Source organism: Telluribacter sp. (assembly GCF_035998675.1).
Lineage (GTDB): Bacteria > Bacteroidota > Bacteroidia > Cytophagales > Spirosomataceae > Telluribacter.
Window position 1 is genome coordinate 116,949 of record NZ_DASYHI010000014.1, and the last position, 23,740, is coordinate 140,688.

Annotated in this window: 22 protein-coding genes; 12 read left to right on the forward strand and 10 right to left on the reverse strand. The window is 50.8% G+C overall.

Annotated elements, in window-relative coordinates:
• The first annotated feature begins 35 nt into the window (after nt 1-35).
• Together VGN67_RS07205 and VGN67_RS07210 are read left to right on the forward strand one after the other, a co-directional pair.
• Nucleotides 36-1,388, forward strand: a complete 1,353-nt coding sequence (locus VGN67_RS07205; RefSeq protein ID WP_327486121.1) for an MFS transporter — start codon at nt 36-38, stop codon at nt 1,386-1,388.
• A 116-nt stretch (nt 1,389-1,504) separates the two neighbouring features.
• Nucleotides 1,505-1,897, forward strand: a complete 393-nt coding sequence (locus VGN67_RS07210) for a nuclear transport factor 2 family protein (protein WP_327486122.1) — start codon at nt 1,505-1,507, stop codon at nt 1,895-1,897.
• 227 nt (nt 1,898-2,124) lie between these two features.
• Here VGN67_RS07210 and VGN67_RS07215 read toward each other — a convergent pair whose 3' ends face one another.
• Nucleotides 2,125-3,081: a 2-hydroxyacid dehydrogenase gene (locus VGN67_RS07215; RefSeq protein ID WP_327486123.1), complete on the reverse strand. Its 957-nt coding sequence runs from the start codon at nt 3,079-3,081 to the stop codon at nt 2,125-2,127.
• Nucleotides 3,082-3,200: 119 nt separating this feature from the next.
• Between VGN67_RS07215 and pdxA the strand changes: the two genes are divergently transcribed.
• Both pdxA and VGN67_RS07225 read left to right on the forward strand, forming a co-directional pair.
• The gene (pdxA, locus tag VGN67_RS07220; RefSeq protein WP_327486124.1) at nt 3,201-4,307 is read left to right on the forward strand and encodes a 4-hydroxythreonine-4-phosphate dehydrogenase PdxA; all 1,107 of its coding nucleotides are present in this window, start codon (nt 3,201-3,203) and stop codon (nt 4,305-4,307) included.
• 9 nt (nt 4,308-4,316) lie between these two features.
• On the forward strand, nt 4,317-5,204 hold the full coding sequence (locus VGN67_RS07225; protein WP_327486125.1) for a YicC/YloC family endoribonuclease: 888 nt from the start codon (nt 4,317-4,319) through the stop codon (nt 5,202-5,204).
• 67 nt (nt 5,205-5,271) lie between these two features.
• Here the strand turns inward: VGN67_RS07225 and VGN67_RS07230 are convergent, their stop codons facing one another.
• Complete coding sequence (locus tag VGN67_RS07230; protein ID WP_327486126.1) at nt 5,272-5,586, reverse strand: HPF/RaiA family ribosome-associated protein; 315 nt, start codon at nt 5,584-5,586, stop codon at nt 5,272-5,274.
• Nucleotides 5,587-5,882: 296 nt separating this feature from the next.
• Between VGN67_RS07230 and VGN67_RS07235 the strand changes: the two genes are divergently transcribed.
• Nucleotides 5,883-6,503 (forward strand): DNA-3-methyladenine glycosylase, encoded by a 621-nt coding sequence (locus VGN67_RS07235; protein WP_327486127.1) that lies wholly within the window; start codon nt 5,883-5,885, stop codon nt 6,501-6,503.
• Between the two features lie 213 nt (nt 6,504-6,716).
• Nucleotides 6,717-8,525 carry a tetratricopeptide repeat protein gene (locus tag VGN67_RS07240; RefSeq protein ID WP_327486128.1) on the forward strand — a complete coding sequence of 603 codons (1,809 nt, stop codon included), beginning with the start codon at nt 6,717-6,719 and terminating at the stop codon, nt 8,523-8,525.
• A gap of 39 nt (nt 8,526-8,564) precedes the next feature.
• On the opposite strand, the gene VGN67_RS07245 is transcribed toward VGN67_RS07240, so the two are convergent.
• Entirely contained in the window at nt 8,565-11,006 is a 2,442-nt protein-coding gene (locus VGN67_RS07245) for a TonB-dependent receptor (RefSeq protein WP_327486129.1), read from the reverse strand.
• Nucleotides 11,007-11,302: 296 nt separating this feature from the next.
• On the opposite strand from VGN67_RS07245, the gene VGN67_RS07250 reads away from it, so the two are divergent.
• Both VGN67_RS07250 and VGN67_RS07255 read left to right on the forward strand, forming a co-directional pair.
• The gene (locus VGN67_RS07250) at nt 11,303-12,370 is read left to right on the forward strand and encodes a saccharopine dehydrogenase family protein (RefSeq protein WP_327486130.1); all 1,068 of its coding nucleotides are present in this window, start codon (nt 11,303-11,305) and stop codon (nt 12,368-12,370) included.
• Between the two features lie 47 nt (nt 12,371-12,417).
• A complete protein-coding gene (locus tag VGN67_RS07255) occupies nt 12,418-13,944 on the forward strand; it encodes an aldehyde dehydrogenase family protein (RefSeq protein ID WP_327486131.1) in 1,527 nt (508 codons plus the stop codon).
• A 74-nt stretch (nt 13,945-14,018) separates the two neighbouring features.
• On the opposite strand, the gene ftsH is transcribed toward VGN67_RS07255, so the two are convergent.
• The gene (gene ftsH, locus VGN67_RS07260) at nt 14,019-16,088 is read right to left on the reverse strand and encodes an ATP-dependent zinc metalloprotease FtsH (protein ID WP_327486132.1); all 2,070 of its coding nucleotides are present in this window, start codon (nt 16,086-16,088) and stop codon (nt 14,019-14,021) included.
• Between the two features lie 71 nt (nt 16,089-16,159).
• Entirely contained in the window at nt 16,160-16,543 is a 384-nt protein-coding gene (rsfS, locus tag VGN67_RS07265) for a ribosome silencing factor (protein WP_327486133.1), read from the reverse strand.
• A 15-nt stretch (nt 16,544-16,558) separates the two neighbouring features.
• On the opposite strand from rsfS, the gene VGN67_RS07270 reads away from it, so the two are divergent.
• Nucleotides 16,559-17,389, forward strand: coding sequence for a biotin--[acetyl-CoA-carboxylase] ligase (locus tag VGN67_RS07270; protein ID WP_327486134.1), 831 nt, complete (start codon nt 16,559-16,561; stop codon nt 17,387-17,389).
• On the opposite strand, the gene VGN67_RS07275 is transcribed toward VGN67_RS07270, so the two are convergent.
• From VGN67_RS07275 to VGN67_RS07285, 3 genes are all read right to left on the reverse strand, one after another.
• Entirely contained in the window at nt 17,386-17,721 is a 336-nt protein-coding gene (locus tag VGN67_RS07275) for a transmembrane 220 family protein (protein WP_327486135.1), read from the reverse strand. The genes VGN67_RS07270 and VGN67_RS07275 overlap by 4 nt on opposite strands.
• A gap of 153 nt (nt 17,722-17,874) precedes the next feature.
• Nucleotides 17,875-18,441: a T9SS type A sorting domain-containing protein gene (locus VGN67_RS07280; RefSeq protein WP_327486136.1), complete on the reverse strand. Its 567-nt coding sequence runs from the start codon at nt 18,439-18,441 to the stop codon at nt 17,875-17,877.
• A 148-nt stretch (nt 18,442-18,589) separates the two neighbouring features.
• Nucleotides 18,590-19,297, reverse strand: a complete 708-nt coding sequence (locus tag VGN67_RS07285) for a tetratricopeptide repeat protein (RefSeq protein WP_327486137.1) — start codon at nt 19,295-19,297, stop codon at nt 18,590-18,592.
• On the opposite strand from VGN67_RS07285, the gene VGN67_RS07290 reads away from it, so the two are divergent.
• The 3 genes from VGN67_RS07290 (at nt 19,296) to VGN67_RS07300 (ending at nt 21,034) form a co-directional block, all read left to right on the forward strand.
• Nucleotides 19,296-19,562, forward strand: coding sequence for a hypothetical protein (locus VGN67_RS07290; RefSeq protein ID WP_327486138.1), 267 nt, complete (start codon nt 19,296-19,298; stop codon nt 19,560-19,562). The two genes, VGN67_RS07285 and VGN67_RS07290, sit on opposite strands and share 2 nt — an antisense overlap.
• Nucleotides 19,546-20,202, forward strand: a complete 657-nt coding sequence (gene fsa, locus VGN67_RS07295; RefSeq protein ID WP_327486139.1) for a fructose-6-phosphate aldolase — start codon at nt 19,546-19,548, stop codon at nt 20,200-20,202. Before VGN67_RS07290 ends, fsa begins: the two co-directional genes overlap by 17 nt.
• Before the next feature lie 145 nt (nt 20,203-20,347).
• Nucleotides 20,348-21,034, forward strand: a complete 687-nt coding sequence (locus VGN67_RS07300; protein ID WP_327486140.1) for a cell division ATP-binding protein FtsE — start codon at nt 20,348-20,350, stop codon at nt 21,032-21,034.
• A 260-nt stretch (nt 21,035-21,294) separates the two neighbouring features.
• On the opposite strand, the gene VGN67_RS07305 is transcribed toward VGN67_RS07300, so the two are convergent.
• Together VGN67_RS07305 and kdsB are read right to left on the reverse strand one after the other, a co-directional pair.
• The gene (locus VGN67_RS07305; RefSeq protein ID WP_327486141.1) at nt 21,295-22,860 is read right to left on the reverse strand and encodes a PglZ domain-containing protein; all 1,566 of its coding nucleotides are present in this window, start codon (nt 22,858-22,860) and stop codon (nt 21,295-21,297) included.
• 106 nt (nt 22,861-22,966) lie between these two features.
• Complete coding sequence (kdsB, locus tag VGN67_RS07310) at nt 22,967-23,725, reverse strand: 3-deoxy-manno-octulosonate cytidylyltransferase (RefSeq protein WP_327486142.1); 759 nt, start codon at nt 23,723-23,725, stop codon at nt 22,967-22,969.
• Between the last annotated feature and the right edge of the window lie 15 nt (nt 23,726-23,740).

Sequence of the window (23,740 nt, forward strand, 5' to 3'; positions counted from 1 at the left end):
GCTATTTTTCCATACAAAGAACAACCAGAGAAATTATGCAAAATACTACTACCAATCCCCATACGGGTGCCGCCTCACCTCCCGCGAGTCCTTCCAAAGTAGGCAACTACCGCTGGTTCATTGTGGTACTACTCTTTACCGCAACCACTATCAACTACCTCGACCGCCAGATTATCGGATTGCTGAAGCCGCTGCTCGAAACCGAATTTAACTGGACCGAAACTGATTTTGCCCGCATTGTCATGGCCTTTACGGCTGCCTATGCCGTGGGTTTAATTTCTTTGGGCTGGTTCATTGACCGGGTAGGTACCAGGCTGGGGTACTCCATTACGGTGGTATTCTGGAGTGTGGCGGGCATGCTGCATGCCGTGGCCCGGAGCGCCTTTGGCTTCGGCGTAGCCCGGGTGGGGCTGGGGCTGGGGGAGGCAGGTAACTATCCGGCCGCCGTCAAGACCGTAGCGGAGTGGTTTCCCAACAAGGAACGGGCCCTGGCTACGGGACTTTTCAACGCCGGCACCAGCGTAGGGGTAGTGGTAGCGCTGCTGCTGGTACCCTGGATTCTGGGTAGTTACGGCTGGCAGGAGGTGTTCTGGATCACGGGGGCGCTGGGCTTTGTGTGGCTCATTTTCTGGCTCATCTTCTACGATGTACCCGCTCAGCAAAAGCGGTTGTCGGCCGGAGAATACGAGTACATAGTGAGCGGGCAGGAGCAGGAAGAAACCCCGGCCGAGGGGGCGGCCAGAATCAAGTGGGTCAAGCTCTTTACTTTTCCCCAAACCTGGGCCTACATCACGGGCAAAGGACTCATTGACCCTATTTACTGGTTCTTTTTGTTCTGGCTGCCTTCCTACTTTGCTTCCACCTTCAACCTGGATCTGAAAAAGGTGAGTCCGGAACTGATGATAATTTATACCGCTACCACGCTGGGGAGTATCAGCGGCGGGTGGTTTTCTTCGCAACTTATCAAGCGGGGCTGGCCGGTTATTAAGGCCCGTAAGGCGGTGCTGCTGGCTTTTGCGGTGCTGGAATTGTCCGTAATTCTCATCCAGTTCGCTACCAATGTATGGGTGGCGGTCGGGTTGATAAGCTTTGCCGTAGCCCTGCATCAGGCATGGGCCACCAATGTTTTCACCCTTCCGTCGGACCTGTTCCCACGGCAGGCGGTGAGTTCGGTAGTGGGTATAGGCGGTATGGCCGGGGCGGTGGGCGGTATTCTGTTTCCCATTCTGATAGGTAATTTGCTGGATACCTACAAAGCAGCCGGCAACCTGGCGGGCGGGTACAACATTATCTTTACCATCTGCGGATTTACCTACCTGGTGGCCTGGCTGATCATTCACCTGCTGACCCGGCGGTCGCGAATGCTCGTAGCCAGCGAATTGCGGTAGTAAACAGTGACCAGGTACTTTATTCTATTGTCGGTTCACCGGCAGGTACTTTATAAACAGCTAACCCTTTACCCAGTATGAAATCTATTTTTCAAATTTTAATTTTAATGGTAGGAATGATGAACCTTGCCCATGCCCAGAATAATGAAGAAAAAGCGGTGGCGGCGGCCGTCGAGAAGCTCCGTACCAACATGGTCACTCCGGACCGGAAGGCGCTGGATGAGCTGACGCTGCCCGCTCTCAGCTACGGGCATTCCAGTGCTCTCATAGAAGACAAAGCTACTTTTGTTGAGTCACTCGTGTCGGGTAAGTACGACTTCAAAACCATTGACCTGTCCGACCAGACCATTAAAGTAGATGGCAATACCGCCCTGGTTCGTCATACTCTTTTTGCCAATACCCACGATGCCGGCAAAGACCCCGGTACCGTAAAACTGCATATACTTACGGTCTGGCAAAAACAGGCAGGAGGGTGGAAACTGCTGGCCCGTCAGGCGGTCAGGATATAGTCTGTTGCCAGTCAGCATCTATCAACTACTTTCCATGCAAAAATTCAACTCAAAGGAAGAAGTACTGTCCTGGTTCTCAGCCTTGCCCACCTACGCGCTGCTGTTGACCAGGAGTAAAAGCACCAGAAGATTCCCGGTCAGATGGGTGTCTTTTGGTAGTTTCTGCACGGAGAGGGGTTTGGAATGATGAGCAGGAAGCTATCAGTCAGGGAGCTTCATTACTATGTTCAACTATGAAAAGCTGGCCCGGATGCGGAATTAGCCCACTCCCGAATCTGCCGGACCAGTACTTCATTGATCCGGACGTAGCTTTCGTGTGACCAACCGGCTACGTGGGGGGTAAGTACCACGCGGTCGGAGGTGCGGAGGTAGTCAAAGGCGGCCTGCTGTTCAGGAGTCAGGGTACCTAGTTTTTCGTTTTCCAGTACATCCAGGCAGGCACCCCGCAGCTTGCCGCTTTCCAGACCACTTACTACTGCTTCCAGGCTCACGATTTCACCCCGGGCCACATTATTCAGGAAAAAGGGTTTTGTAAATCCGGCAATGAAATCCTCGTTGACCCACTGCCGGGTTTCGGAGGTTAAGGGTACGTGCAGGCTCAGTACATCCGCTTCCTGCTTTATCCGTTCCAGGGGTGCTTCTTCGGCAAAGTGGTCTCCGTAGTTATCGCGGTACTTATCGTAGGCCAGTACCTTACAGCCAAAGCCACTCAGGCGGCGGGCGGTAGCGCTGCCATTGTTACCATAGCCAATTATTCCCACCGTTTTTCCCAGTAGCTCAATGCCCCGGTTGCCTTCGCGGTCCCAGGTTCCTTGCCGTATCTGCCGGTCGGCTTTGAGAATATTGTTAAACAGGCAGAGCAGCATCCCGAGCGTATGTTCGGCCACGGCGTCGCGGTTGCCTTCGCCCGCGTGAAACAGCCGGATGTCGCGGCCCCCAATGGCATCCAGATCAATAAGGTCGAGACCGGCCCCGGCGCGGGCCACGAAGCGTAGCTTTTCGGCCTTTGCCAACACTTCTTCGTTAACCCGTGTTTTACTACGAATTACAAGCCCCTCGTAGGCCGAAATATGAGCGATGATATCGTCACGGCGAAACCGGGGTTGGTAGTTGTACTGCCAGCCCTGCTCGTCCAGCATACCCAAAAGAGAAGGGTGCATTTCATCAACAATGAGGATTTTCATGTGGGCGGTGGAATTTTCGTAACTTGCCGTTGATTATAGTGCAAAAGTAGAAGGAGAATTTAGTAAACCCGAAAATATATGTCTGCGACCGGGAGTCAATGACGAATCAGAATTAGACTATGAGTGAACAAGCCAACGAAAAGCCATTGATTGGAATTAGTTTGGGGGACTATAATGGCATAGGCCCCGAAGTGGTACTGAAAGCCCTGGAAAGCAATCAGTTGTCGAGCATGTGTACCCCAATAATTTACGGCTCATTGCGGGTGTTGAACCGGTACCGTCAGTTGCTTCAGATGAAAGACTGGTCACTGCAGGGTATTCAGCGGCCCGAACAGGCCAATCCAAAAAATACCAACGTCATAACCTGCTGGAACGATCAGCAAACCGAAATAGAGCCGGGAAAGGTTACCCCCGAAGCCGGACAGGCGGCGCTCGCTTCTCTCAAAAGGGCGGTCGAGGACCTGAAAGCCGGCAAGATACAGGCGCTGGTGACGGCCCCCATCAACAAAGACAATATCCAGAGCGAGGAATTTAAGTTTCCCGGCCACACCGAGTACCTGGCCGACGCGTTTGAAACGAAGGAAGCCCTCATGTTTATGGTATCCGGTGAGCTACGGGTAGGCGTACTGACGGGGCACATTCCGCTGGCCGATGTACGTACCCATATTACCAGGGAAAAGCTGAGCGCCAAAATTAAACAAATACTGAGCTCGCTGAAAGAAGATTTTGGGGCCGGTAAGCCGCGGGTAGCGGTTTTGGGCCTCAATCCGCACGCGGGTGAAAATGGGCTGCTGGGAACGGAGGAGCAGGAGATCATTGCCCCGTTGCTTACGGAGTTTCGTCAGAACGGCCACCTGGTATTCGGGCCTTTTCCGGCTGATGGATTCTTTGCCGCCAAAACCTATAAAAACTACGACGCCGTATTGGCCATGTACCACGACCAGGGCCTGATACCTTTCAAGACCATTGCCTTCAACGAAGGCGTCAACTTTACGGCTGGGCTGTCGGCGGTACGTACCTCGCCCGACCACGGTACCGCCTACGACATTGCGGGCAAAGGAGTGGCCGAGCCGGGCTCCATGCTACAGGCTATTTACCTGGCGTGTGACGTGTCGAGGTACCGCCGCGAACTGACCGAACTTAAAAAAAATGCCCTGCAGGAAAAACCCCAACCTTCCGAAAGCCAGCATCCGTCCAATAAGCAGCACCAACGCAATAAATTTTAACCATATACCATGCTCAAATCCATGACCGGCTACGGGGTAGCCACCGTAGAATCGGATTCTCTGAATGTTACCATTGAAATAAAAACCCTGAACTCGAAGTTTCTGGACATTTACTGCCGTATTCCCAAAAACTATTCTGAGCGGGAGATCGAAATCAGAAACATGCTGACCCAGGCGCTGGAGCGCGGCAAAGTAGAATGTACCCTCACTTTCCAGCAGGCCGGCGAGGCGGCCGGTACCTCGGTAGTAAACCGTCCGCTGGTAAAAGCCTACTTCAACGATTTGAGGCAAACGGCAACCGAACTAAATTTTGAGCCCAACCCAACGGAGTTGTTGCGCATAGCTCTGCAGCTCCCCAATGTATATAACTCAGAAGTAGCCAACGAAGAGCGCCGAGACCAGGAGTGGGGTTTGATCAAGCAGGCGGTGACCGAAGCCCTACAGAAGTGTAATCAGTTCAGGCAGCACGAAGGCGCGCTGACGGCTACCAAATTTACGGAGTACATCGGTACCATCCGGACGCTGCTGGAACAGGTACTTGAGCTGGATGTACACCGCATCCCCGCCGTGCGGGAGCGCCTGGAAAAGAATGTTCGCGAGCTGCTTTCGGACGAAAACTTTGACCCGAACCGTTTTGAGCAGGAATTGATCTACTACATCGAGAAATACGATATTTCCGAAGAGAAGGTACGGCTGAGTAACCACCTTAACTACTTTCTGGAAACCCTCAACGCTCCCGACAGCAACGGAAAGAAGCTCAACTTTATAGCGCAGGAACTTGGGCGCGAAATCAATACCATTGGTTCCAAAGCCAACGACGTGGGCATTCAGCGGCTGGTGGTGCAGATGAAGGATGAGCTGGAGAAAATTAAAGAGCAGACCATGAATGTCATATAAAAAAGGCCGCCCTCTCCGGTGTCAAACCACGGGAGAGGGCGGCATGAAGTACCTGCGTAGAGCCTGACTATTTGTGCTGCTTCTGTACCTGTTTGATAATCTGCTCGGTAGCATTTTTCAGCAGTTGTCCCCAGTCATCTCCTTTCTCGGCCGCAAACGGATCACGTCCCGGAATACCCAGCTTGATGTGCAGTGATTTCTCGTTTACGGAGTGGCTGGTTTCCCGCTTTAGATAAAAATCTGCGTACACTATATCACCGCTATAAAAGCGCCGGATACGGGCCAGAGCGGCTTCAATCCGCCCCAGAAAACTATCGTCCAGTTCAAAGTCAACGGCCTGAATATCCAGCCGTATTCCTTCTATGTTCATGTTGTAAGTCATGGTAGTACTATTTTTAGTAAGTTAAAAAAGGGCCTCAATCCGAAACCATTAAATATTTAAGCTAAAACGCAAAAGAAATATACCTTAACCTGCCCCGAAGGTCTGCGTGCCTTAAAGTACCTTTGGGTAATGAATGTGCGTTGTTGTTTTGCGTACGGAAATTACTTATTATCAGTATATTGCATTTTTTAAATTTGCTTTTCTGAACAATCCTGGCTATACTTTTTTTAAATTATAGAGAAGTACCAATAGGGAAGTTTTACCCCAAAACAAAACAGAAGAAGTCTGACAATAATATGAAGGAAAGACTTAGTCATGAATTATACCAACAACACGATACCCTTACCCTGTCGCAGATGCTACTGGGCTGTGAGTTGGTACATGACAGTCCGGAGGGCCGAACGGCCGGTATTATAGTAGAAACGGAAGCATACCTGTGGGGCGACCCCGCCTGCCACGCCTACCGCCGCCAAACGGCCCGCAACCAGGCCATGTTTGGTCCCGCCGGTACGCTGTATGTGTACCTTATTTATGGTATGTACTACTGTGTCAATGTGGTTAGTGGCGAGGTAGGCGTAGGGGAGGCGGTATTGGTCCGGGCCCTGCAGCCCACCGAAGGCGTTGACCTCATGCAGCAAAGGCGGCAACTGCATCCCAAAAAAATGGTACCCCTAAGCCGGGCCAGACCCCTGCTGGAAAAAGACCTGTGCAGCGGACCGGGCAAGCTGGTGCAGGCCATGGGAATTACGCTTCGGGAGCATAACTGCTCTTCCCTTAGTACGGGGCCTGTCTATATAACACCGCCGGTCTTATCAGGCTTCGATACCATTGTTACCACCCGGATCGGTATAACGCAGGGGGCCGGGCTACCTTATCGATTTTATGTTAGGGACAATACCTACGTAAGCAGGAGATAAAGGAAGTAGGTGAGATTTTAAAAACGTACCTGCAAGTATATGAGGTATATACGTCGCTTTTAGTATAAGATTTCTAGGGCAGCGTGAGTAGCTTTGTCTTTGAATTAAAAGTAGTATATTGCATTCGTATAGTGGTAGAAGTACTACGAAAAAGGTATTAAATCCATGCTCCTTCGATAATATTTGTATAACTTTCGGGATTATGTGATTCGAATGAGAGTATATTTAGCAATAGTAGCTTTCTTCTTTTTGGCCGGGTTACTACCCGCCCGGGCGGGTAAGATTGATTCTACCCGGCTTTTTAATCATATACAGAAACTTGAAAAGCAAGCTCCTGCTTTTCAACGCGATACCCTGCTGGTACATGCTTACGCGGATGCTGCTTTCTACTACTTGCATAAGGATAGCCGGTTTTTAGAGGAATACGCCCAGAAAGCCCTGCGCCTGGCCCAGAAAAACAATTGGAAAAAAGGTAAGGTTATAGCCTATTATGCACTTGGGTACTCTTACCTGCATAAGGTTGATTATGACGCTCTTATGGCAATGGCAACGGAAATATACCTGCTGTCCGAAAAGGAAAATCTGCCAATTTATAGCGCTCATTCGGCCCGTTTCATGGGGCTCTGTTATACAGAATATACCCGCTGGAACGTAGCCCGCTGGGATTCTGCCCGGAACTACTATAACAAGGCCCTGAAAATTTACAAAGAGGTCGGCAAGGACGGTCTAGTGGCCGAGGGCTATGTAGATATTGCTAACTCCTACCGTGACAGGGATCAGTACACACAGGCCCTTTATTATTACAGGCAGGCCTACAAGCATTATGACCAGGCAAAAGATGATTATGGTAAAGCTGAAGTTCTTCGGTGCGAAGGGTTTATGCTAGTCAGAAAAAAGCAGTTCAGGGAAGCCCTGGTAAAGTTCCATACTTCCCTGGAAATCGTTCAAAAGCTGGAGTCTATTTTTGGGATGATGAGTGTTTATAATGACATTGCCAATGCGTACTACTACACCCAGGAATACGATAAGGCGATCATCGCCGCCAAGAAAGCTTTGTCTCTGTCACAGGTTTATCATTCCAAAAAAGAAAGCAACTGGGCCCTTATGACCCTATTCAGGTCCCATAAAGGCTTGGGGAAACTTCCGGAAGCATTGGAAGCGCTTGAAAAAGTAACCTATGACAAACGGGAGACACAGGAAAACAATGTGGGACGACAATTTTCGCTTCACCAGCTTCTCTTTGACAACCAGCAGGAAGACGTAGAAATTCAAAGGAAAATAATTGAAAAGCAGGAAGCAACGCAAAAGTTTCTGATTGGTTTTTCAATACTTATCCTGTTTGTGATGGTACTTCTGTGGTGGAATAACAATACCCTCCGTCGCAAAAACGCGGAAATACGGGAGGCCCTCGTAAAAGGACAGACTCTGGAGCGCAAGCGGGTAGCGGCCCAGCTACACGATAATCTTGGGTCAACGATTTCAACCATAAACTGGTACCTGTACGGATTAGATAAGGGAACCCTCTCCCAGACCGAAAAAGATATTTACGAAGGTGTACAGCAAATGGTACAACGGGCTTACGAGGAGGTACGTAGTCTTTCCCATAACCTGTTGCCCAAAGAGCTGGAAAAGGACGGCCTGCGCGTAGCCCTGCAGAAACTGGGGCAGAAACTAAATGAAAATGGCAGTATCCGGTTCCGGATGGAAATAGATGGATTTGAGGAGCGTCTGGATCGAAAGACGGAGTTTGAAATGTACAGTATGATTCAGGAGCTGGCTACTAATATCATCAAACACTCACGCGCTACGCAGGCTATTATCTCTCTGCATAATAACGAAGAGCAGATTACACTTCAGGTAGAAGACAACGGTGAGGGGTTAAAGTCGTCGGGTAAAGAAGGGGTGGGCCTGAGTAACGTAAGGAGCCGGGTTGGAAGCCTACGGGGTACCCTCAGAATAGCTGACAAAAAGGAACGGGGAACCTGCATCCAGGTACAGATTCCCCACAAAGTATTCGTCTGATCTGTTTGTCAGCAAGTACTATTCCATTCTTTATCCATTTTAGAAATCAATCCGGTAGTAGAACACCGGCAGGAACCCCAACTGGTATTCTTGTTTAATGAACGAGCCATCGGGCTGCGGGGCATAGCTAAGCGACAGCAGGTTCTGGATTCCCAGCGCGTTCACCAGGTCTATGGCTATAGTATGGGTAATTCCGGAGCGGTTAATTTTGTACTCGGTTTTGATATCAAAGCGGCGGTAGGGAGCAAACTGTAGCGTGTTCCGACCGGCATCCTGGTACACAATCTCCTGCTGATTTCGTGAGGCTGCTTCGTCTACCGGTCCGTACCAGCGTCCGCCAATGGCCGTAAACTTCGCTCCCAGGTTGAGCCGCGAGCGCTCCCTGATCACAAATTCCTTTGAAAATAGCGCGTTAAAAGCGTAACGTCCGTTAAAGTCCGTGTTGCGCCACACGCCGTCTTTGGCCTGGTACTTCGAATCAAAAAGCGAGGTAGTGACCAAAAAGTAGTACCCGTCGCTAAAAAACTTTTCCAGCGTCAGCTCTACGCCGTAGTTGCGCCCGATGCCTTCGTTGACGAGTTGGCCGGGGAAAATGCGCGAAAAGGCCGAACCCGTATTCAGAACTGAAAAGGAACTGCCGGGTGCTGCCTCCACGGGTACATCAAACAGACGCTGGTAGTAGGCTTCGGCCAGCAGACGCATATTTTGTCCCAGCAGGCGGCTGTAGCCGGTTACCCAGTGCCAGCTTTTAGTTAGCCCCACGTCCCGGTTAGGAAGTTTAGCAAAGCCGGTGGTGGACCTGAGATCTTCCCCGTAAAAGTAGGTGTAGGTGGGCATTAACTGGCTGTGCAGGCCCGTCGCGAAGGTAAGTTTCTGGCGGTTGGGGAGTTCCCAGGATAGTCCGGCGCGTGGCTCGAAGGGAGAGAAACTATTGGTATTGATAGAATTGTACAGGCTGCTGGCCCCGAGGCTGAGGGTCAGCTTTTCGGACAGGAAGTACTTCCACTGGATGTAAGGCTGTAGCATCACAAACGCCTCGTCCGCATTCCAGCGGCTACGCCACGGCCCTAGTTGAGTATTGGTAATGTCGGTAAAGGTTCGGGTACTGTCAAAGGCAGCGAAGTTGAATACATCAGCGTTGATACCCGCTTTCAGCGTAGAGCGGGCGCTGAACTTGCGGGTCAGCGACGTAACGGCAGATACCTTGGTTTCACTGAATCGGTAGTCGAGTATGGGAGCCTTCCGCTCCACCACAAACCGTTCGTTCTCCACCACCGGGCGGCCCTGGCTGTCTTTGCGCAGAAAAAGGTAGTCGTGGTTGGCATTCTGGGTATTGTTCGAAACCGCCAAGGTAGCCCGGAAAAAGGTTGATTTGCTGAGGGGCTGGTTGTAGGTAAGCCCCAGAGCCCCCATGCTGGAAGTATAGTACTGGTCACGGTCGTTTTGACCGAATATATTGCGGTCATCGGCTTTTTGTTCGCTGATAAGTATGTCGATGGTACTGGTACCGCCCAGTCCCCACAGGGCCAGGTTGCCGCCGTTGCGGGTAGGGAAGTTGAGGCGGAAGAAGCCGTCCTGATAGCTGGGCACCGCCTGGGTACCTATGTCCAGTCCCGCCTTGCTGAACAGCCCCAGGTTGGCGTAGCGGTAGCTGGCCAGATACGACGAGCCCGATTTTTTAGAAATAGGTCCTTCGGCCATACCTTCGGTTCCCAGAAAGCCGAACTGCGCCATGAACTCGTGTTTCTGGTTATTTCCGTTGCGTAGCTTCAGGTCAAACACCCCGGCGATGGAATTGCCAAATTCAGCCGGAAACGCACCCGTAAAAAAATCAGAGTTGGCCAGGTACCGGTTGTTGATGATGCTCACCGGACCGCCCGAAGTACCCGCAATGGCAAAGTGGTTGGGATTGGGGATGCTTACGCCTTCCAGCCGCCACAGTACCCCCGCGGGCGAATTACCCCGGATTACAATATCGTTGCGCGAGTCATCGGCTCCTTGTACCCCCGCGAAGTTGGAAGCCATGCGGGCCGGCTCGCCCCGGCTACCGGCGTAGCGCTCGGTTTCTTCCACCGAAAACTGCCGGGCCGACACCAGGGCCATTTCGTTGGCCGCTTCACCGTTGCGACGCGCCCGAACGGTGACGGCCGTTAGTTCCGTGATGCTCTCCTCCATCTCTACGTTCAGGATAGTTTCGCGCCCGGCGTCTAGTACAATATTATTCAGCAGTACTTCCTTATAGCCAACCAATGAAAACCTGATACTGTGCCGACCAACCGGAATATTTTCGAGCCTGAATACCCCGGCCGTATCGGTAATGGTACCCATCGAAGTACTTGCGTCAACCAGCACCGTCACTCCGGCCAGTGGGAATTTCGATTCTTTGTCTACCACCCGGCCGCGCAGGGTTTGGGTAATTTGGGCCGTTGAAGATAAAGTTACGCCAAGTACCAGCAGGATGGTGAATGTAAAGTTTTTCATGTAGGTGTAAAAAAGAGGGTGTCAAACTGGAAATCAGGTGCAATATTAAATTTATTGCTAATAAAATATATATTTGTCAAAACAGCTGTTCAGAGATTGAATCCTACCATCAACATACAACTTTCCCGCATGGCCTTCCTTCGCAGCATGTGTTCCCATGTTCCGGGTACTTACTATTAGGTTTTGGGCCTATTATTTATTCCAGCATTCTTATTGTGGTCAGTGAAACATCCTCTTTCCGGGGATAGTTAATTCTTTACCATACCTCATCCTTTTATCCTGATTAGTACTTTACTATGAAAAAAATCCTTGTCATTGGCATGGGTAAGGTCGGCTCGTTGGTGGGTACCTTGCTGGCCAAGCAATTCGACGTTACCGGTTTTGATAAAAATGACCCCGCCATTGAGCTGAGCTTTCCTCTCCTGAAAGGTGACGTCACCAACCTAAGTACCCTCGAACAAACTATTCCGGACTTCGACGCGGTAGTTTCCTGCATGCCCTACAATCTTAATCTGCCCATTGCCCGGGCAGCTTACCAGGCCGGGATTCACTATTTTGACTTAACCGAAGATGTCCCTACTACTACGGCTGTTCGCGAAATGGCAAAGCATAGCAAGGGGGTTATGGCCCCACAATGCGGTCTGGCGCCAGGCCTGATTGGTATCGTGGGCTCTGACCTGGCCAGGCGATTCAGCAAACTGCGCGATATTGAGCTGCGGGTAGGGGCGCTTCCCCGCTTCCCCAACGGACTGATGGGCTACTCGTTTACCTGGTCGCCCGCCGGGGTCATTAATGAATACATCAACGATGCCGAAGTAATTCACAACGGAGTACGTAAGATGGTACCTTCGCTGGAAGGGATTGAAATGATAAATATTGAAGGGCAGGAGTTTGAGGCGTTCAGTACTTCCGGCGGGCTGGGTACTATGTGTGAAACCTTCGAAGGAAAGCTCGATACCCTCAACTACAAGACCATCCGCTACCCGGGGCACTGCCGCCTGATGCGGTTTATGTTGTATGAATTGATCCTGAAAAATCAACGGGAGCTGGTTGAAAAAATACTGACCGAAGCCAAACCTCCCGTGCAGGAAGATGTAGTGTACGTGTACGCCGTGGTAGAAGGCTGGAAAGGCGACCACCTGGAACGGGAAGAGTTTTACCGGGCCTACCACCCCATCGAGATCGACGGACAGCACTGGCGGGCTATTTCCTGGACCACCGCTGGGTCCATAGCGGCGGTAGTGGAGATGGTAGCAGCGGGTACCCTGCCGCAGCAGGGTTTTCTGAAGCAGGAGGATATTCCGCTTCGGGAATTTCTGGCTACGCAAAATGGCAGCTTGTTTCGGGACCATAACCATAACTAAATATTAAATTTCACCTTCCAGAACAGAAGGGCAATCAACAGACTATTATGAAAGATATACTGGATAAATTAGGCATAAAATCCGTCAACGCCGGACAAAGTACCGGCCAGGAAAGCTGGGAGGGGAGTGGTTCCGTGTTAGAGTCTTATTCCCCCGTAGACGGCAAGCTGATCGCCAGCGTGCGGGAAGCCAGCCGCGAAGACTACGACCGAATTATTGAAAAAGCCACGGAGGCATTTGCGGAGTGGCGGCTGGTGCCAGCCCCCAAGCGGGGGGAAGTGGTGCGGCAGATAGGGGAGCAGCTCCGTAGTTACAAGCGCGAGCTGGGTACCCTGGTCAGCTACGAAATGGGCAAAAGCCTGCAGGAAGGTATGGGCGAGGTGCAGGAAATGATTGATATTTGTGACTTTGCCGTGGGACTTTCGCGCCAGCTCTACGGCCTGACTATGCACAGTGAGCGGCCGCTGCACCGCATGTACGAGCAGTGGCATCCGCTGGGGGTAGTTGGTATTATTTCGGCCTTCAACTTTCCGGTTGCAGTCTGGTCCTGGAACTCCATGCTGGCCTGGGTATGCGGCGATGTATGTGTGTGGAAAGCGTCCGAAAAAGCACCACTATCGTCCCTGGCGTGTCAGCACATTATCCGGGAAGTACTTATAAAAAATGAAGTGCCCGAAGGCGTTTCCTGCCTGGTAACCGGTGGGCGCGAGGTAGGGGTGTGGCTGGCCGAGGATACGCGCGTGCCGCTGGTTTCCGCCACGGGAAGTACCCGCATGGGCAAAGCCGTGGGCGAAGCCGTAGGACGGCGGCTGGGGCGGAGCCTGCTGGAACTGGGCGGTAACAACGCCATTATTGTGGCTCCTTCGGCCGACCTGAACGTGGCCATTCCGGGCATCGTGTTTGGGGCGGTCGGTACGGCCGGTCAGCGCTGCACCTCAGCCCGCCGCCTCATTGTCCACGAGAGTATTTATGACGAGGTAAAACAGCGGCTCACCAAAGCCTACGCGCAGCTTCGCATCGGAAACCCGCTGGACGAAGGCAACCACGTAGGTCCTTTGATTGACAAGCAGGCGGTAGAAGGGTACCTGGCGACGGTGGAAGAAATCAGGAAAGAAGGGGGTACTTTTCTGGTGGTGCCTAAGGTACTTGAAGGGGTGGGCTACGAATCGGGGTGCTACGTGGCTCCCTGCATTGCCGAGGTTGCTGAGCAGTACCCGATAGTACAGCACGAAACGTTTGCTCCCATTCTGTACCTGATGAAGTACAGTACCATTGAAGAGGCCATTGAGATCCAGAATGGGGTACCACAGGGGCTGTCGTCAGCCTTGTTTTCGCTGGATATGCGGGAGTCTGAGTTATTCCTGTCGCACGCCGGCTCAGACTGCGGTATTGCCAATGTAAACATTGGTACGTCCGGGGCCGAAATTGGCGGAGCGTTTGGGGGAGAGAAAGATTCCGGCGGCGGGCGTGAGTCCGGCTCGGACGCCTGGCGGGCCTATATGCGTCGGCAAACCAATACGCTCAACTTTGGGAACGCGCTGCCCCTGGCTCAGGGTATTAAGTTTGAACTATAAGGTCAGCAGCAAGGTAATAAAAAAGCTGGCCGGTAGGGTACCGGCCAGCTTTTTTGAATAATATGAATAGTTAACTATGCCTTACTGTCGGCAGAACCCTCTTCTTCGGTGATTACATTGACATCTTCGTCGGCCTTCTGCTGCTCCTCTGCCTGCTTCACAACTTCCTTATGAATGGCAGCTTCTTCATTGGACTTACGGTTAATATAAGCCTGATAGCTGGTTTCTTTTTCGTACGGACGCTGTCCGATAAGTTTTTCAAGGTCACTCTGGAAAAGGATCTCTTTTTTGAGAAGCTCCTGAGCTATACTCTCCAGCGCAACACGCTTTTCGGTTAGCATAGCCCTAACGTGCTGATAAGCCTTGTCAATCAGTTTGCGGACTTCCTGGTCAATGGCCTCCGAGGTTGACTCTGAGTAAGGCTTGGTAAAAGCGTAGTCCGACTGCTTGGAATCGTAGTACGACACATTACCAATCTTTTCGTTCATACCGTACATGGTCACCATGCTGTAAGCCAGTTTGGTAACCCGCTCCAGGTCACTGAGGGCTCCGGTCGAAATTTTACCGAATACTACATCTTCCGCGGCCCGACCTCCCAGGGTCATACACATCTCATCAAAGAGTTGTTCGGTCCGGTAAAGGTACTGCTCACGGGGCAGGTATTGGGCATAACCCAGCGCGGCTACACCGCGAGGTACTATAGTCACCTTCACCAACGGATCGGCGTGCTCAAGGTACCAGCCCGCTACGGCATGGCCGGCTTCGTGGTAGGCTACAATCTGCTTCTCTTCGGGCGATATAAGCTTGTTCTTTTTCTCAAGTCCACCAATTACCCGGTCCATCGCATCCTGGAAGTCCTGCATAGTTACCTCATTGCGGTCACGGCGGGCGGCAATCAGGGCGGCTTCGTTACAAACGTTGGCGATTTCGGCACCGGCAAAACCCGGGGTCTGCGCAGCGAGCTTCTGTATATCTACGTCTTCGGAAAGTTTAAGCGGCTTCAGGTGTACTTTGAAAATAGCCTCACGACCAACTACGTCGGGTTTATCAACTGATATCTGGCGGTCAAACCGACCGGGACGCAACAGGGCTGAATCAAGAACATCCGGGCGGTTGGTAGCCGCTACGATAATAATACCGGAGTCAGTGGCAAAACCGTCCATTTCTACCAGCAGGGAGTTTAACGTGTTTTCGCGCTCGTCATTGGAGCCTGGCATACCACCCCGGCCCCGCGAACGGCCTACAGCATCAATTTCATCAATGAATATGATACAGGGAGCTTTTTCTTTGGCTTGCTTAAACAAGTCACGCACCCGGGCGGCACCCACCCCCACAAACATTTCTACAAAGTCAGAACCGGACAGTGAAAAGAACGGAACACCCGCTTCACCGGCTACCGCCTTGGCAAGCAGGGTTTTACCGGTACCCGGAGGTCCTACCAGCAGCGCACCCTTAGGTATCTTGGCGCCCAGTTTCTTGAACTTCTCGGGGTGTTTAAGGTAATCCACAATTTCTTTGATTTCCTCCTTGGCTTCGTCCAGTCCGGCAACATCGTTAAAGGTAATTTTTACCTTATTTTCAGCATCAAATAGCGTAGCCCGGGAGCGACCAATGTTAAAGATCTGTCCACCGGGGCCTACTCCTCCCGACATTCGTCCCAGCAGGAAGTACATCACCAGAATCATGATGATAAAGAATCCCCAGGTGCCCAGAAAACCGGTCCAATCGTTGCGCGTATCAATGGTATATTCAACCTTTTCGGTGTCCGCGACTCCCTCCTGCATCTGTTCAAGGTCCTTTTTAAAGGTTTCTGCTGAGGTAATCTGGAACTGGTAGTGGGGGCCGGCTTCTCCGCCGAAGTAGTTATTATCCTTGGATATGACCTGATATTTGTCTTTTTTCAAAGCATCCGGCTCCAGGGTAACCTCCACCAACTTATCATTTACTATGGTTACGCGGGCTACATCCCCATCAGTTACCATTTTCTCAAAACGCTTCTGGGTAATTTCTCTTAGCGTAGAGGAGCGGTTGAGATAGGTAATCCCCAGAATAGTGGCAATGAGGGCGGCTATAATCCAGCCCTGGTACCCCCGCTGAGGACTTTTTGGGTTTAACGGATTTCTTTTGTTATCGTTTTCAGACATTATTGTATGGCATTAATAGGAATTATTAATAAGAAACATATTCCGCACTACGAATGTTCACGCGGAATATCTTATGCAACCGACTCTTCAATGATGGTCAGTTTGGCGTCGCCCCAGAGTTCTTCCAGGTCATAAAATTTGCGACGATCTTTCTTGAAAACATGGGCTACTACGTCAACGTAGTCAATCAGAATCCATTCGCGGTTGGCCTTGCCTTCCTTGTGCCATGGATCAATGCTGGAGGTTTTGTAAACTTCTTCCTCAATGGAATCAGCAATGGCATCTATTTGAGTATCGGAATTTCCTGAGCAAATAACAAAATAGTCAGCTACTGCATTTTTTACATTGCGAAGGTCCAGAATAGCTACTTCCTGCGCTTTCTTTTCCATCATTCCTTTCGCCACCATCTGGCAGAGTTCTTGTGAAGATACTTCTTTATTTTTGCGTTGTTTCATGCGTTGTTGTTACCAGTGAAAAAGACAAAAGTGCGGCGCACTGATTTCTCATTTATAAAAGTAGAAAATAAATCAAAAAAAGTGTACGACTCCCTATCTAAAACAGTCTTTATTGGTAAAAAGGTCCTTTATCTGCCAACTTGTCATTCTACCAACGACATAGCGGCTGAAATAGTACGCGCGCCATTTTTTTCGGAGGGAACGGTTGTCATTACTGACCAGCAGACCGCGGGCCGGGGGCAGCGGGGTAACCAATGGTTGACGAGCCAGGGACAGAACTTTACTTTTTCGCTGGTACTTAAGCCCAATTTTCTGGAAATCAGTGAGCAATTTTTACTCAGTCAGGCCGTAGCCCTGGGCGTAAGAGCCTACCTGGCGCAGTACGCGCCGGGTAGTTGCGTCAAATGGCCCAATGACCTGTACATAGACTCCCGCAAAGTTGGGGGAATTCTCATTGAAAATTCCCTCCAGGGTACCCGTCTTGCTCATTCCATTGTAGGTATTGGACTGAATATAAACCAGCAACAGTTTGAGGCGGTGCGGGCCAGCTCATTGAGCCGGGAAACCGGTAGTACCTATTCGCTGACCGAAGAATTTCCCCGACTGCTGCAATGGCTGGAAAGCTACTACCTGCGGCTGCGTTCGGGAAGGCAGCAGGAGATCCGGCAGGAGTACCTTCAGTACCTGCTGGGCTACCAGCAACAACGCAACTTCCGGGCCAACGAGAGAAGCTTCCGGGGGACGATTGCCGGTATCAGCAACACGGGTAAGCTCCAGCTGACCCTGGCCGACGGTACCCGACCCGAGTTTGGCGTAAAAGAAATAGAATGGACTTGGGAAGATTAACGCCGCTGCATCCAGGCCAGTACTCCCATGGCGGCAGCACAGGTCACCAGTCCCAGTGACTCGCGGGCCAGCTCAATGTTTGTACTGCGCATCTCCATTTCATCGAAGAGTATCCCTTCAAACTGCGGCGGCAACTGGAAGATAGCCCCCACCAGGTAGGCCACTGCCAGTACCGCAAACACCCACCACGGCCAGAGTTCCCGAAGGGCCATAAAACAGGCCAGAGCGGCCGCGGCATAGACTATAATCCAGATTTCAGCATCCGGATCATTGAACTGGAAGTAGGAGAAAAGTACAAATATGATTCCGAAGACAATAGCAAAGGGCCTCATGAGCAGGATCAGGACTAGGTTCTTTTGGAATAAGAAGTACAAAAGTAAGAAATGCTACTTGTTTCATCCGGCGGGGTGGGCCGGCAAACCTGAAAAGAGGCGAAAGGATGGAAACCCTTTCGCCTCTTTATTGTGCAACAGATACCTTTATGCTTACTTCTGCTTTACGAGCTTATGGGTTTTTCGACCCTGCGGGGTATTAAGCGTACAGATATAAACTCCGTCGGGGAGCGTCTCTGACTCGAACGTAACCCGGTGGGTACCACCAGCCTGTTCCTGATCTGAAACCAGCTTAGAGATGGTAACACCCTGCACCGTCATGATGCTAAGCGTGACTTTAGCGTTTTCGGGCAGCGTATACTCAATCAGGGTATTCTGGGCAAAGGGATTGGGATAGGCACCCAGGGTCAGTATGTTTTCTTCCAGACCGGGGCGATTCTTCTCCACGGCCGAACACCTGGCAATGGAAGCATTAAATACTGTACCGGGTTTTACTTCAAAGCCGGCGGTTAAGGTCACCGACTGACCGGCCTGGTAGGTTACGTCGCCTGATTGTACTTTGTTGGCAGCCGAGAGGTGCTCCGCAGCCTGCTCGATGATTTTAGCACCCGAAAGGGGGGCCGTGAGGCTTACTGTACCGGGGCAGGAGTCCTGAGCGAAAGCCGTAGAGGCAAACAGAATACCTGCTGCGATGATGCTTAGCGTAGATGTTATCTTCATAGGATCAGTAATAGTGAACAAACGGCAAGAAATGATGAGTACAAAGTAATAAGAATTTTTCAAATTGAATGCAAAAATGCGGCCATTAATTATCGAATGGTCACACTATTTTTATTTTCTCCGGTTCGGGTACCTGTTCAAGGTATTTTTACTGGCCGCAGTACTGGGCAATGGCGGCTGCCGCCTCCCGAAAGCCGAGCCTTTCGGCCTGCCGGAAACTACCGCAGGCTATTTCTTTCTCTCCTCCCTGCCACTGAGCCAGCCCCAGGCCATAAAAGGCTTTGCTAAACTGAGGGTCCAGGCGGGTAGCCTGCCGCAGGGCCAGTGCAGCTTTATCGAAGGAGCCCTGCCGAAAGTACGTATTGCCCAGGTTGTACCAGGCTTGGGTATTTTTGGCGTCGAGTTGGGTCGCTTTTTCAAAATCTTCAATTGCCTGGGGTACGCTGTCGAGCATAGCCCGCACCTGGCCGCGGTTAAGGTATACATCGGCGGTGTCGGGGGCGAGGCGGGCGGCGCGGTCGTAGTCGGCGAGGGCCGAATCCAGCCGGTTCTGGGAGGTGTACAGCAGCGCCCGGTTAAAATAAGGACGATAAAAATCAGGCTCCAGCCGAATGGCCTGTTCGTAGTCGAGCAGGGCGGTAGGGTACTCCTTCATTTCAAAGTAGGCTACACCGCGCACGTTGAAAGCTTCGGCGTTGGAAGTATTTTTTTCGATGGCTTTATTCAGGTACTCAATGGCTTCCCGCGTTTTGCCTTCCCGCATCAGGCTGCGGCCTTTTTCCAGAAAAGCATCAGATGATTGGGAGCAGGCAGAAAGGAGAACTATACTTACTACAAAAAAAAACAGAGGGCGCATGGTAGCTCATTTGGAGTTAATTGCTGCAAAAGTAAGACAGATTGACGAGCGAATGTTTTTTCTTGTTAAGAAAATGTACTTATCTTTGCAGGGGCAAATCGGAACTACCAGCTCCTGCCGAATCCCCCAGGTCTTGACCGAAGCAAGGGTAGGTGGTCGTAGCGGTGAGATTCTCGGTTTGCCTTTTTTTGTTTCCCATTGCTTCCCTATTTTTGCGGCTATTCGTAACAACTTACTTCTTTACTTTCATGAAATTTTTCATTGATACCGCCAATTTACAAGAGATAGAAGAAGCCCAAGCGCTGGGTGTACTTGATGGTGTAACCACCAATCCTTCACTGATGGCCAAAGAGGGCATCATCGGCAAAAATAACATCATGAGTCACTACAAGGCGATCTGTGACCTGGTAGATGGCGATGTGAGCGCCGAAGTTATTTCTACGGATTTCAACGAAATAGTCCGGGAAGGAGAAGAACTCATTGAAATTGATGAGAAAATAGTGGTGAAGGTACCTATGATCCAGGCGGGTGTGAAAGCGCTCAAGTATTTTTCCGGAAAAGGTATCAAAACCAATTGTACGCTGGTATTTTCGGCGGGTCAGGCTTTGATAGCCGCCAAGGCCGGTGCTACCTACGTGTCTCCGTTTATCGGTCGCCTTGATGACATCTCCACTGACGGTATTGACCTGATCGAGCAGATTGTTACCATCTACCGCAATTATGGTTTCGAAACCCAGATACTGGCGGCTTCGGTACGTCATCCGATGCACATCCTACAATGTGCTCAGCTGGGTGCCGATGTAATGACCGGTCCGCTAAGTGCTATGCTGGCTTTGATGAAGCACCCGCTCACTGACAGTGGTCTGGAGAAATTCCTGGCTGACTACCGGAAAGGAAACAGCTAAGCAAGGTATATATTCAGGTCCATAACCTGGGGTATAGGATTGTGTGTAAGAAGTCCGGATTTTTCCGGCTGACCAAACTTTGTCCTTGCACCTCCGGGTTTTTCAGGTCTGTTAACGGGCAGCTACTTTACTAATTACCTTTACCATGGATTTCTCGACTGAGCCTGTCGTGGCGCTGGAACGTGCGGATATTTATCAGGGACAAAAGCTGGTGTTGGCCGATGTACACTTTCAGGTCAACAAAGACGAGTTTGTATTTCTGATTGGGCGTACGGGTAGCGGCAAAAGCTCATTACTGAAAACCCTCTATGCCGATTTGTGGCTCCATACCGGTTCGGCCCGGGTGGCCGGCTATGAGCTGCATAAGATCCGGCGGAAGGATGTTCCTTTTCTGCGTAGAAAAATTGGCATTGTGTTTCAAGATTTTCAGCTATTGACAGACCGTTCGGTGGAGGAAAATCTTTCGTTTGTGCTGCGGGCGACGGGTTGGAAAGACAAAGCTGACATAGCCCGGCGTATCTCGGAGGTACTTATGCAGGTAGGTTTAGGTACTTCCCCCAAAAAACTACCACACCAGCTGTCGGGTGGTGAGCAGCAGCGGGTTGTAATCGCAAGGGCCATGCTCAACGAACCCCAGATCCTGATTGCTGACGAACCTACCGGTAACCTGGACCCGGAAGTAGGCGAGCAGATTATGCAGGTATTCCAAACCATTAACAATGCCGGTACGGCCATTTTGATGGCTACCCATAACTATGACTTCCTCCGGAATTTTCCCGCCCGTATACTCAAATGCGAAAACGGAGAGGTAAAGGAAGCCGTTACCCAGTAAAAATGGTACCTGATAAGAACTAGGAAGGCAATTACCGGATTCAGCTCTAAACTATTTTTAGAAAAAATTTAGCATACCTGAATCCAGTTTGTAGTACTTATTCTCAGGCATGTACTGCAAAAGTACTTTCAAAAAAGGCCGCCGCCAGGATTGAAAATTTCATAGGCGGGCAAATAAATGTAGTTGAGGTACATTCTGGCACGAAAAAAGCAGAGCTGCCAGCTCTGCTTTTTTCGTAATTATAGTACTTGATCAGCTCCCTACTTCGATTTCATGTGCACAAAGGGAATGATTACCTCTTCCAGCGAAATACCGCCGTGCTGGAAGGTATCCCGATAAAGATTGACATACTGGTTGTAGTTGTTGGGGTAAGCAAAGAAGTAATCTTCCTTGGTAAACACATAGGCTGTAGACATGTGGGGCTTGGGTAGGAAGAAGCGTTCCGGCTTGCGGCAAACCAGCACGTGCCCATCGTCAAAGCCCAGGTTTTTGCCGTGCTTGTACCGCAGGTTGGTGTTGGTTTCGCGGTAACCGATAATCTTGACCGGCTTTTGCACACGGGTCATGCCGTGGTCGGTAGTCAGGATCAGCCGCCCCTTTTTCTCGGCTACCTTCCGGATAAAGTCAAGTAACGGAGAGTGCTGGAACCATGAGCGGGTAATAGACCGGTAGGCGGCCTCGTCGGGAGCCAGTTCCTTGATCATCTGCACGTCGGTACGGGCATGTGAGAGCATATCTACGAAGTTGTAGACAATGACGTTGAGCTGGTTGTTGAGCAGGTTACTAAAATTATCAACCAGCGATTTACCCTGGTTCGTATTCAGGATTTTGTGGTAGGAGGCTTTGATATTGAGCCGGTTGGTTTCCAGTTGCTTCTGCAGGAACTCGTTCTCGTAATTATTCAGACCTTCTTCGCCGTCGGGCGTATTTTCGTCACTCACCCACCACTGCGGGTACTTGCGTTCCATTTCGCTGGGCATCATCCCCGAAAAAATGGCATTGCGGGAGTAGCCGGTAGTGGTGGGCAGTATGGAGTAGTAGGCCGACTCTTCTTCAATAGTAAAGTACTCCTGCATGATAGACTGAATGACTTTCCATTGGTCATAGCGAAGGTTATCGATGAGCAGGAAGAAAAGCGGTTCGCCGCTGCCTTTCAAGTGCGGGAATACCTTTTGCTTCATGAGCTGGTGTGAAAGTACCGGCTTGTCGGCGCGGGGTTCGTTGAGCCAGTCTTCGTATTCTTCCTCAATGAATTTAGAAAAGTTAGAGTTGGCGTCGCTTTTCTGCATGGCAAATACTTCCGCCATACTTTGGTCCTGCGAGGTTTCCAGTTCCAGCTCCCAATAGATTAGTTTTTTATAAATCTCCACCCATTCCTCGTGGCCAATGCGGTCCTGGTACTGCATGGCCAGGTTCCGAAATTCCTGCTGATAACTCAGCGTGGTTTTTTCGGTAACCAGGCGCTTGTTGTCCAGTATCCGTTTTACCGAGAGCAAAATCTGGTTCGGGTTAAGGGGCTTGATGAGGTAGTCGGCTATTTTGGAACCAATGGCATCTTCCATAATATGCTCTTCTTCACTCTTGGTGATCATGACTACCGGTAAGGCCGGGCGCATCTGCTTGATCTGGGCCAGGGTTTCGAGGCCGGTCATGCCGGGCATCATTTCGTCCAGAAAAACAATGTCGAAGCGCTTTTTTTCGACCTGATCCAGGGCGTCGGCTCCGCTGTTAACGGGCGTTACCTGGTAGCCTTTGTTGGTCAGAAACATGATATGTGGTTTGAGCAAATCTATTTCGTCATCAGCCCAGAGTATGTTGTATTGCATGTTTTAAGGTATTTAGGATATGGTATTAAATTATAATTGAATATAGATGTAACGAAAGAAAACCTTAAGTTGTATAGCGCGTGCTAATAATGCAGGCGGCAGTTTTTTAAGGCTTAAGCCCCGAACCGGATAAAAATTTCCGTGCCACGCGCTGTAGGTCTTCGGGAGTATCCACCCCGTGCGAATCTTCGGGGGTAATGACAGCCCTGATGGTATAACCATTTTCGAGCCACCGTAGTTGTTCAAGCGCCTCAGCTTTTTCCAGGGCCGATACCGGCAAACGGGTAATGGCCGCCAGAATGTCGGTCCGGTAGGCATAAATACCAATGTGTTTATAAAACGTATGGCTACTGAGCCAGTCAGAGCTGGGGAGGCCGCGCAGGTAGGGTACCGTTTGCCGACTAAAATAAAGTACCTGCTGCTGGCGGGTAAGTACTACCTTAGGTACATTTGGGTTAAAGAGGATTTCTTCGTCCTCAATGACTTTTACCAGCGTAGCCAGCTCGGTTTGCTGGTCAAGTACCTCAGCCAGGCGGTCAATCTGGTTGGGGTGAATAAAAGGTTCGTCGCCCTGAATGTTTATGACGTAATCGGCTTGCATGCCAATGGCCTGTAACGCTTCAAAGCAGCGGTCGGTGCCGCTCTGGTGGTCGGGTGAGGTCATAACCGCCCGCCCGCCGAACTCCTGCACATGGGAAAAAATGCGCGCGTCGTCGGTGGCTACTACCACCTGCTCCAGCCGGGTAGCCTGGGCAGCCTGCTCGTACACGCGCTGAATCATACTTTTACCACTTATTTCAACGAGGGCCTTGGCCGGAAAACGAGACGAAGCATAGCGGGCGGGTATAATACCTAAGATTTTCACTGGAATATTTTTTAG